This is a genomic window from Peribacillus sp. RS7, assembly GCF_041956845.1.
Taxonomy (GTDB): domain Bacteria; phylum Bacillota; class Bacilli; order Bacillales; family DSM-1321; genus Peribacillus.
The window spans coordinates 2,476,077-2,486,748 of the sequence record NZ_CP168135.1; the positions used below are offsets into that span (position 1 = coordinate 2,476,077).

A 10,672-nucleotide genomic window follows, 5' to 3' on the forward strand; every position below is an offset into this window, starting at 1 on the left:
ATGAGGGAGAAAAATGAATGGTTTTATCGTTGAAAAGGTTTTGAACAATAACGTGGTGATAGCCACGCATCCGACGTATGGTGAAGTCGTCTCTATTGGAAAGGGCTTGGGCTTCAACCGAAAGAAAGGTGAAGAGTTAAGTCCGGAACTTGCGGAGAAAACGTTCGTTCTGAAAAATGTTAAGGAACAGGAAAGTTACAAAAAACTTTTGCCGCAGATCGATCAAAATCTTCAAGCAGCCATTATAGAATCCATTCATCTCATTAACGATCGAGTAACCGGAAAACTCAATGAACATATACATGTCGGTTTAACAGATCATTTACTGTTCGCCCTTCAGCGTGTTTCACAAGGAATGACTATCAAAAACCCATTCTTGAAAGAAACGATAACCCTTTATCCTTTTGAACATGATATTGCTGTTGATGTAATCGACTTAATTCAAGATAAGACAGGCATAGGCCTACCCCAAGGGGAAATCGGTTTCATTACCCTTCATATTCATAGTGCAATAGCAAATAAAGACTTATCGGAAGTCAATCAGCATTCGCAGTTAATCTATCATCTTATTCAAGTCGTTGAAGAACAGCTAAACGTAAAAATTAATAAGGAAAGCATTGATTATACACGTTTGGTCCGTCATTTAAGATTCATGATAGACAGGGTTTTGGCTGGGGAAATGGTCGATGAACCTGAAAAAATTGCATTGCTATTGAAAGAAGAATATCCTTTGTGTTACAATATCTCATGGAAGCTAATAAAAATTATGCAGCAGAAATTAGGCAGACCGGTTTGTGATGCGGAAGCTGTCTATCTAACGATGCATATCCAACGATTACAAAAGAAAATCAAATAAAAATACATTAACTTACGTGTTACTGATTCGATCAGGCATAAGTGAGGAGAATGATTGTTATGAAAGAGGGTATTATATACCTGAACTTCATTTCAATCCTATCTTTGCTTATGCCTTTTTTGTATTCGAATTCTGTTGCGTGGGAAGATGAATTCCATCGTTAAATGTAACCGTTTTATTAGCGTGGAAAAATAGTAAAGAGGAGGAAAACCTATGTTTAAGAAGTTGTTTGGTGTTTTGCAAAAAATCGGAAAAGCTTTGATGCTTCCTGTAGCCATTTTACCAGCGGCGGGAATTTTACTTGCTTTTGGTAATGCATTGCAAAACGAGACTTTGTTGGATATCGCCCCGTTTCTTGCAAGTGGCGGAGTTGAAATGGTCGCATCGGTCATGGAGAATGCTGGGAATATTATTTTTGGGAATCTTCCCTTATTGTTTGCTGTGGGGGTCGCGATTGGTCTAGCTGGCGGAGATGGTGTTGCCGGGCTGGCGGCGATTATCGGGTTCTTGATTATGAATGTAACAATGGGAACTGTTCTTGGAATTGACGCTGCAGACATTGCGAAAAATGGTGCGGTGTATAGCAATGTTCTGGGAATCCCAACGTTGGGAACAGGCGTGTTCGGCGGTATTATTGTCGGTGTCATGGCTGCTGTTATGTATAATAAATTTTATGAAATTGAACTGCCTTCTTATTTAGGATTCTTTGCAGGTAAACGTTTTGTACCCATTGCAACGGCTGCAAGCGCAGTTATTCTTGGGTTGTTGATGATTTTAGTTTGGCCGACGATTCAATCGGGGCTAAATTCATTTTCAGAAAATATGTTGGGTGCTAACCTGACTCTGGGAGCTTTAGTGTTCGGGATTGTAGAACGTGCGTTAATTCCGTTTGGACTGCATCATATCTTCTATTCTCCATTCTGGTTTGAATTTGGCAGCTATATCCCTCAAGGCGGGGGAACGCCAGTCAGGGGTGACCAAGCCATCTTCATGGCGCAAATTAAAGATGGCGTACAGAATTTAACGGCAGGTACCTTCATGACTGGTAAATATCCGTTCATGATGTTCGGATTGCCAGCAGCAGCTTTGGCCATTTATCATGAAGCAAGACCGGAACGAAAGAAAATTGTCGGTGGCTTGATGGCTTCGGCGGCACTTACATCTTTCTTGACGGGGATTACTGAGCCTCTTGAATTTGCCTTCTTATTTGTTGCACCGATACTTTTCGGGATTCACTGTCTGTTTGCAGGTCTATCTTTCATGACTATGCATTTACTGGATGTGAAAATCGGGATGACGTTTTCGGGTGGTTTGATCGATTACGTACTGTTTGGTTTAATTAATCCTCAAACCAATGCTTGGATCGTTATCCCAGTTGGTTTAGTTTTTGCGGTTATCTATTACTTTGGATTCCGATTTGCGATAAGGAAGTTTAACCTTAAAACTCCTGGCCGTGAAGTGGAAGAGGACGAGGAAACTGAAGGGTCTGCAAGTACAGCTGGAAGTCTACCTGGGGATATCTTGGAAGCCATGGGTGGAAAAGAAAATATTTCTCACTTAGATGCTTGCATTACTCGCCTTCGTGTATCAGTGAATGACATCGGTAACGTTGATAAAAATAGATTGAAGAAACTTGGTGCCGCTGGAGTTCTGGAAGTGGGCAATAACATTCAGGCAATTTTCGGACCTCGTTCAGAAACAATCAAAGGGCAAATGAAAGATATCATCGATGGAAAAAGGCCTCGTAAAGTAGAAGCGTCTCCTGAAGTAGGCGTGGAAAAACAAATCGAGGATATCGTCCCGAAACCTTTAAGGACGGATGAAGTTTCCGAACGCTTTATTTCACCTATTAAAGGGGAATTAAAACCGATTACGGAAGTGCCTGATCCAGTCTTTGCTGAAAAAATGATGGGTGATGGGTTTGCCATTTTACCGGAGGAAGGTTTGGTCGTTTCTCCTGTAGATGGTACGATCGTTAACCTATTCCCGACTAAACATGCAATAGGTATCGTTTCCGATGCTGGACGTGAAATCTTAATACATGTCGGGATCGATACAGTTAAGTTAGAAGGCAAAGGCTTCGAAGCTCTTGTCGCTCAAGGAGATAAAGTGACAAGCGGACAGCCGTTGCTTAAAGTCGATTTAGAGTATGTCAAAAACAATGCCACCTCTATCATTACGCCAATCGTCTTTACCAATCTTTCCGAGGGTGAAAGTGTGAAGATTGAGAAGGCCGGAAATGTAGATAGAGAAGAAGCGGACGTAATTTCTATCAATAAATAAACTTTCAAAAACAGGAGGGTAGCTATAATTAGCTGCACTCCTGTTTTTGTTTATTCATTAGTAAGGTCGGGAATTAGGGACATTAAATTCTCTTTGCTTCGAAATACCTTTAATAGAAAGAAGGAGTATATATATAGAAGGAGGTGGTAGTTTTAAAAAAAGAAGGAATTTTTTTGAGAATTAAATTGACTTGTCTGTATGCAAGTGCTAATATATTAAATACACCGCTTGAGACATTAAAGGCAGCAAGAGAAAATGAAAACTTGTTGTTGACATGGTGTTTGAAAGGTGTTATACTAATTAAGTCGCTGAAGAAGCGGTGTGAAATATTGCTCTTTGAAAACTGAACAAAACAAAGCGCCAACGTTAAATTTTAAGTGAGCACACACTATTAAAAAAGCAAAATGAGCAAGTCAAACATTTCTTCGGAGAGTTTGATCCTGGCTCAGGACGAACGCTGGCGGCGTGCCTAATACATGCAAGTCGAGCGAATCGATGGGAGCTTGCTCCCTGAGATTAGCGGCGGACGGGTGAGTAACACGTGGGCAACCTGCCTATAAGACTGGGATAACTTCGGGAAACCGGAGCTAATACCGGATACGTTCTTTTCTCGCATGAGAGAAGATGGAAAGACGGTTTCGGCTGTCACTTATAGATGGGCCCGCGGCGCATTAGCTAGTTGGTGAGGTAATGGCTCACCAAGGCGACGATGCGTAGCCGACCTGAGAGGGTGATCGGCCACACTGGGACTGAGACACGGCCCAGACTCCTACGGGAGGCAGCAGTAGGGAATCTTCCGCAATGGACGAAAGTCTGACGGAGCAACGCCGCGTGAACGAAGAAGGCCTTCGGGTCGTAAAGTTCTGTTGTTAGGGAAGAACAAGTACCAGAGTAACTGCTGGTACCTTGACGGTACCTAACCAGAAAGCCACGGCTAACTACGTGCCAGCAGCCGCGGTAATACGTAGGTGGCAAGCGTTGTCCGGAATTATTGGGCGTAAAGCGCGCGCAGGTGGTTCTTTAAGTCTGATGTGAAAGCCCACGGCTCAACCGTGGAGGGTCATTGGAAACTGGGGAACTTGAGTGCAGAAGAGGAAAGTGGAATTCCAAGTGTAGCGGTGAAATGCGTAGAGATTTGGAGGAACACCAGTGGCGAAGGCGACTTTCTGGTCTGTAACTGACACTGAGGCGCGAAAGCGTGGGGAGCAAACAGGATTAGATACCCTGGTAGTCCACGCCGTAAACGATGAGTGCTAAGTGTTAGAGGGTTTCCGCCCTTTAGTGCTGCAGCTAACGCATTAAGCACTCCGCCTGGGGAGTACGGCCGCAAGGCTGAAACTCAAAGGAATTGACGGGGGCCCGCACAAGCGGTGGAGCATGTGGTTTAATTCGAAGCAACGCGAAGAACCTTACCAGGTCTTGACATCCTCTGACAACCCTAGAGATAGGGCTTTCCCCTTCGGGGGACAGAGTGACAGGTGGTGCATGGTTGTCGTCAGCTCGTGTCGTGAGATGTTGGGTTAAGTCCCGCAACGAGCGCAACCCTTGATCTTAGTTGCCAGCATTCAGTTGGGCACTCTAAGGTGACTGCCGGTGACAAACCGGAGGAAGGTGGGGATGACGTCAAATCATCATGCCCCTTATGACCTGGGCTACACACGTGCTACAATGGATGGTACAAAGGGCTGCAAACCTGCGAAGGTAAGCGAATCCCATAAAGCCATTCTCAGTTCGGATTGTAGGCTGCAACTCGCCTACATGAAGCCGGAATCGCTAGTAATCGCGGATCAGCATGCCGCGGTGAATACGTTCCCGGGCCTTGTACACACCGCCCGTCACACCACGAGAGTTTGTAACACCCGAAGTCGGTGAGGTAACCTTTATGGAGCCAGCCGCCTAAGGTGGGACAGATGATTGGGGTGAAGTCGTAACAAGGTAGCCGTATCGGAAGGTGCGGCTGGATCACCTCCTTTCTAAGGATAATTACGAGAGCGCTTTTGTTTTGTTCAGTTTTGAATGAGTAATTCATTCAGATAGGGAAGAAAAACATCACGATGTGATGGATTCTTTCTGCTTTGTTCCTTGAAAACTAGATAATAGATAGAAGGCAATTAATTTTTTTCAAAGCATCTGTAAGATCTTTTTAACGGTTAAGTTAGAAAGGGCGCACGGTGGATGCCTTGGCACTAGGAGCCGATGAAGGACGGGACTAACACCGATATGCTTCGGGGAGCTGTAAGTAAGCTTTGATCCGGAGATTTCCGAATGGGGAAACCCACTGTTCGTAATGGAACAGTATCTTTACCTGAATACATAGGGTACTGAAGGCAGACCCGGGGAACTGAAACATCTAAGTACCCGGAGGAAGAGAAAGCAAATGCGATTTCCTGAGTAGCGGCGAGCGAAACGGAATTAGCCCAAACCAAGAGGCTTGCCTCTTGGGGTTGTAGGACACTCAACATGGAGTTACAAAGGAACGGGGTAAATGAAGTGACCTGGAAAGGTCCGTCAAAGAAGGTAAAAACCCTGTAGTTGAAACTTCGTTCCCTCCTGAGTGGATCCTGAGTACGGCGGGACACGAGAAATCCCGTCGGAAGCAGGGAGGACCATCTCCCAAGGCTAAATACTCCCTAGTGACCGATAGTGAACCAGTACCGTGAGGGAAAGGTGAAAAGCACCCCGGAAGGGGAGTGAAATAGATCCTGAAACCGTGTGCCTACAAGTAGTCAAAGCCCGTTAATGGGTAATGGCGTGCCTTTTGTAGAATGAACCGGCGAGTTACGATTTCATGCGAGGTTAAGTTGATAAGACGGAGCCGCAGCGAAAGCGAGTCTGAATAGGGCGAATGAGTATGAGGTCGTAGACCCGAAACCAGGTGATCTACCCATGTCCAGGGTGAAGTTCAGGTAACACTGAATGGAGGCCCGAACCCACGCACGTTGAAAAGTGCGGGGATGAGGTGTGGGTAGCGGAGAAATTCCAATCGAACCTGGAGATAGCTGGTTCTCTCCGAAATAGCTTTAGGGCTAGCCTCAAGATGAGAGTATTGGAGGTAGAGCACTGATTGGACTAGGGGCCCCCAACGGGTTACCGAATTCAGTCAAACTCCGAATGCCAAATACTTATTCTTGGGAGTCAGACTGCGAGTGATAAGATCCGTAGTCGAAAGGGAAACAGCCCAGACCACCAGCTAAGGTCCCAAAGTATACGTTAAGTGGAAAAGGATGTGGAGTTGCTTAGACAACCAGGATGTTGGCTCAGAAGCAGCCACCATTTAAAGAGTGCGTAATAGCTCACTGGTCGAGTGACTCCGCGCCGAAAATGTACCGGGGCTAAACGTATCACCGAAGCTGTGGATTGACACCATTAGGTGTCGATGGTAGGAGAGCGTTCTAAGGGCGTTGAAGTCAGACCGGAAGGACTGGTGGAGCGCTTAGAAGTGAGAATGCCGGTATGAGTAGCGAAAGAAGGGTGAGAATCCCTTCCACCGAATGCCTAAGGTTTCCTGAGGAAGGCTCGTCCGCTCAGGGTTAGTCGGGACCTAAGCCGAGGCCGAAAGGCGTAGGCGATGGACAACAGGTTGATATTCCTGTACCACCTATACATCGTTTGAACGATGGGGGGACGCAGAAGGATAGGGTAAGCGCGCTGTTGGATATGCGCGTCCAAGCAGTTAGGCCGGAAACGAGGCAAATCCCGTTTCCATTAAGGCGGAGCTGTGATGGCGAGGGAAATATAGTACCGAAGTTCCTGATTCCACGCTGCCAAGAAAAGCCTCTAGTGAGATGTAAGGTGCCCGTACCGCAAACCGACACAGGTAGGCGAGGAGAGAATCCTAAGGTGTGCGAGAGAACTCTCGTTAAGGAACTCGGCAAAATGACCCCGTAACTTCGGGAGAAGGGGTGCTTTTTAGGGTGAATAGCCCGGAAAAGCCGCAGTGAATAGGCCCAGGCGACTGTTTAGCAAAAACACAGGTCTCTGCGAAGCCGCAAGGCGAAGTATAGGGGCTGACACCTGCCCGGTGCTGGAAGGTTAAGGGGAGAGGTTAGCGCAAGCGAAGCTTTGAACCGAAGCCCCAGTAAACGGCGGCCGTAACTATAACGGTCCTAAGGTAGCGAAATTCCTTGTCGGGTAAGTTCCGACCCGCACGAAAGGTGTAACGATCTGGGCACTGTCTCAACGAGAGACTCGGTGAAATTATAGTACCTGTGAAGATGCAGGTTACCCGCGACAGGACGGAAAGACCCCGTGGAGCTTTACTGCAGCCTGATATTGAATTTTGGTACAGCTTGTACAGGATAGGTAGGAGCCTGAGAAGCCGGAGCGCTAGCTTCGGTGGAGGCGTTGGTGGGATACTACCCTGGCTGTATTGAAATTCTAACCCGCGCCCCTTATCGGGGTGGGAGACAGTGTCAGGTGGGCAGTTTGACTGGGGCGGTCGCCTCCTAAAGAGTAACGGAGGCGCCCAAAGGTTCCCTCAGAATGGTTGGAAATCATTCGTAGAGTGTAAAGGCACAAGGGAGCTTGACTGCGAGACCTACAAGTCGAGCAGGGACGAAAGTCGGGCTTAGTGATCCGGTGGTTCCGCATGGAAGGGCCATCGCTCAACGGATAAAAGCTACCCCGGGGATAACAGGCTTATCTCCCCCAAGAGTCCACATCGACGGGGAGGTTTGGCACCTCGATGTCGGCTCATCGCATCCTGGGGCTGTAGTCGGTCCCAAGGGTTGGGCTGTTCGCCCATTAAAGCGGTACGCGAGCTGGGTTCAGAACGTCGTGAGACAGTTCGGTCCCTATCCGTCGCGGGCGCAGGAAATTTGAGAGGAGCTGTCCTTAGTACGAGAGGACCGGGATGGACGCACCGCTGGTGTACCAGTTGTCTTGCCAAAGGCATAGCTGGGTAGCTACGTGCGGACGGGATAAGTGCTGAAAGCATCTAAGCATGAAGCCCCCCTCAAGATGAGATTTCCCATGGCGCAAGCTAGTAAGATCCCTGAAAGATGATCAGGTTGATAGGTCAGAGGTGGAAGCGTGGCGACATGTGGAGCTGACTGATACTAATAGATCGAGGACTTAACCAACGCTTTTTAAAAAATGAAATACCTTCTTATTATCTAGTTTTGAAGGAACAACGTTCCTTTATTGTTTGGTGACGATAGCGAAGAGGTCACACCCGTTCCCATTCCGAACACGGCAGTTAAGCTCTTCAGCGCCGATGGTAGTTGGGGGTTTCCCCCTGTGAGAGTAGGACGCCGCCAAGCCATTTCAAAGATCAGCCATCTGGCTGGTCTTTTTTTGCATTTATAAGGACGTGTACAATATATGAAGACTTATAAGGTTTTTTTAGGAAACCTTGGAGTTCTGTCTGAATTATTTTTATTAAAGTCGTGTTTTTTATCCTTAAGCCAACGAGGATCAGATAGATATAGACCCTTCATTTAGACAAGGAATTATTTATTTTGAAATGTGTTGACTTTAAAGTGAAATTGGATTATTATAAATAAGCACCAACTGAGACAAACGAACAACTTCATCCGCTTTTGGTAGATTACTAAAAGAAAAATAATAACTATTGACTTCTTACTATGAAAATGATAAGATGAAATGGTCGCTGAGAAACACAGCGATTTAAAATAAGTTTAAAACTTCGCAGAAGTTGACAACTAATCAATAAGATGTTATGATGAATAAACAAGCCGTTCGAAAGAACGATTGTGAAATTGCTCTTTGAAAACTGAACAAAACAAAGCGCCAACGTTAAATTTTAAGTGAGCACACACTATTAAAAAAGCAAAATGAGCAAGTCAAACATTTCTTCGGAGAGTTTGATCCTGGCTCAGGACGAACGCTGGCGGCGTGCCTAATACATGCAAGTCGAGCGAATCGATGGGAGCTTGCTCCCTGAGATTAGCGGCGGACGGGTGAGTAACACGTGGGCAACCTGCCTATAAGACTGGGATAACTTCGGGAAACCGGAGCTAATACCGGATACGTTCTTTTCTCGCATGAGAGAAGATGGAAAGACGGTTTCGGCTGTCACTTATAGATGGGCCCGCGGCGCATTAGCTAGTTGGTGAGGTAATGGCTCACCAAGGCGACGATGCGTAGCCGACCTGAGAGGGTGATCGGCCACACTGGGACTGAGACACGGCCCAGACTCCTACGGGAGGCAGCAGTAGGGAATCTTCCGCAATGGACGAAAGTCTGACGGAGCAACGCCGCGTGAACGAAGAAGGCCTTCGGGTCGTAAAGTTCTGTTGTTAGGGAAGAACAAGTACCAGAGTAACTGCTGGTACCTTGACGGTACCTAACCAGAAAGCCACGGCTAACTACGTGCCAGCAGCCGCGGTAATACGTAGGTGGCAAGCGTTGTCCGGAATTATTGGGCGTAAAGCGCGCGCAGGTGGTTCTTTAAGTCTGATGTGAAAGCCCACGGCTCAACCGTGGAGGGTCATTGGAAACTGGGGAACTTGAGTGCAGAAGAGGAAAGTGGAATTCCAAGTGTAGCGGTGAAATGCGTAGAGATTTGGAGGAACACCAGTGGCGAAGGCGACTTTCTGGTCTGTAACTGACACTGAGGCGCGAAAGCGTGGGGAGCAAACAGGATTAGATACCCTGGTAGTCCACGCCGTAAACGATGAGTGCTAAGTGTTAGAGGGTTTCCGCCCTTTAGTGCTGCAGCTAACGCATTAAGCACTCCGCCTGGGGAGTACGGCCGCAAGGCTGAAACTCAAAGGAATTGACGGGGGCCCGCACAAGCGGTGGAGCATGTGGTTTAATTCGAAGCAACGCGAAGAACCTTACCAGGTCTTGACATCCTCTGACAACCCTAGAGATAGGGCTTTCCCCTTCGGGGGACAGAGTGACAGGTGGTGCATGGTTGTCGTCAGCTCGTGTCGTGAGATGTTGGGTTAAGTCCCGCAACGAGCGCAACCCTTGATCTTAGTTGCCAGCATTCAGTTGGGCACTCTAAGGTGACTGCCGGTGACAAACCGGAGGAAGGTGGGGATGACGTCAAATCATCATGCCCCTTATGACCTGGGCTACACACGTGCTACAATGGATGGTACAAAGGGCTGCAAACCTGCGAAGGTAAGCGAATCCCATAAAGCCATTCTCAGTTCGGATTGTAGGCTGCAACTCGCCTACATGAAGCCGGAATCGCTAGTAATCGCGGATCAGCATGCCGCGGTGAATACGTTCCCGGGCCTTGTACACACCGCCCGTCACACCACGAGAGTTTGTAACACCCGAAGTCGGTGAGGTAACCTTTATGGAGCCAGCCGCCTAAGGTGGGACAGATGATTGGGGTGAAGTCGTAACAAGGTAGCCGTATCGGAAGGTGCGGCTGGATCACCTCCTTTCTAAGGATAATTACGAGAGCGCTTTTGTTTTGTTCAGTTTTGAATGAGTAATTCATTCAAATAGGGAAGAAAAGCATCACGATGTGATGGATTCTTTCTGCTTTGTTCCTTGAAAACTAGATAATAGATAGAAGGCAATTAATTTTTTTTAAAGCATCTGTAAGATCTT

At 47.1% G+C, this 10,672-nt stretch carries 2 protein-coding genes and 4 rRNA genes; all 6 read left to right on the forward strand.

The annotated features are described in order from the left end of the window. Window positions 1–13: 13 nt before the first annotated feature. The 6 genes from glcT to ACDZ29_RS12655 all read left to right on the forward strand — a co-directional run bounded on the left by glcT (window position 14) and on the right by ACDZ29_RS12655 (window position 10,503). Window positions 14–856 carry a glucose PTS transporter transcription antiterminator GlcT gene (gene glcT, locus ACDZ29_RS12630; protein ID WP_289318821.1) on the forward strand — a complete coding sequence of 281 codons (843 nt, stop codon included), beginning with the start codon at window positions 14–16 and terminating at the stop codon, window positions 854–856. 213 nt (window positions 857–1,069) lie between these two features. After that, window positions 1,070–3,139: a glucose-specific PTS transporter subunit IIBC gene (gene ptsG, locus ACDZ29_RS12635; protein ID WP_375090954.1), complete on the forward strand. Its 2,070-nt coding sequence runs from the start codon at window positions 1,070–1,072 to the stop codon at window positions 3,137–3,139. Between the two features lie 422 nt (window positions 3,140–3,561). Continuing rightward, a 16S ribosomal RNA gene (locus tag ACDZ29_RS12640) occupies window positions 3,562–5,112 on the forward strand. 175 nt (window positions 5,113–5,287) lie between these two features. Further along, window positions 5,288–8,220, forward strand: a 23S ribosomal RNA gene (locus tag ACDZ29_RS12645). A gap of 64 nt (window positions 8,221–8,284) precedes the next feature. Continuing rightward, a 5S ribosomal RNA gene (rrf, locus tag ACDZ29_RS12650) occupies window positions 8,285–8,400 on the forward strand. A gap of 552 nt (window positions 8,401–8,952) precedes the next feature. Next, window positions 8,953–10,503: ribosomal RNA gene (locus ACDZ29_RS12655) — 16S ribosomal RNA — on the forward strand. Together the 16S, 23S and 5S rRNA genes form the textbook arrangement of a ribosomal RNA operon. Window positions 10,504–10,672 lie beyond the last annotated feature (169 nt).

Coding starts and splice junctions, on each gene's coding strand:
- glcT (WP_289318821.1), top strand. CDS start 14: ATGAATGGTTTTATCGTTGAAAAGGTTTTGAACAATAACGTGGTGATA.
- ptsG (WP_375090954.1), top strand. CDS start 1,070: ATGTTTAAGAAGTTGTTTGGTGTTTTGCAAAAAATCGGAAAAGCTTTG.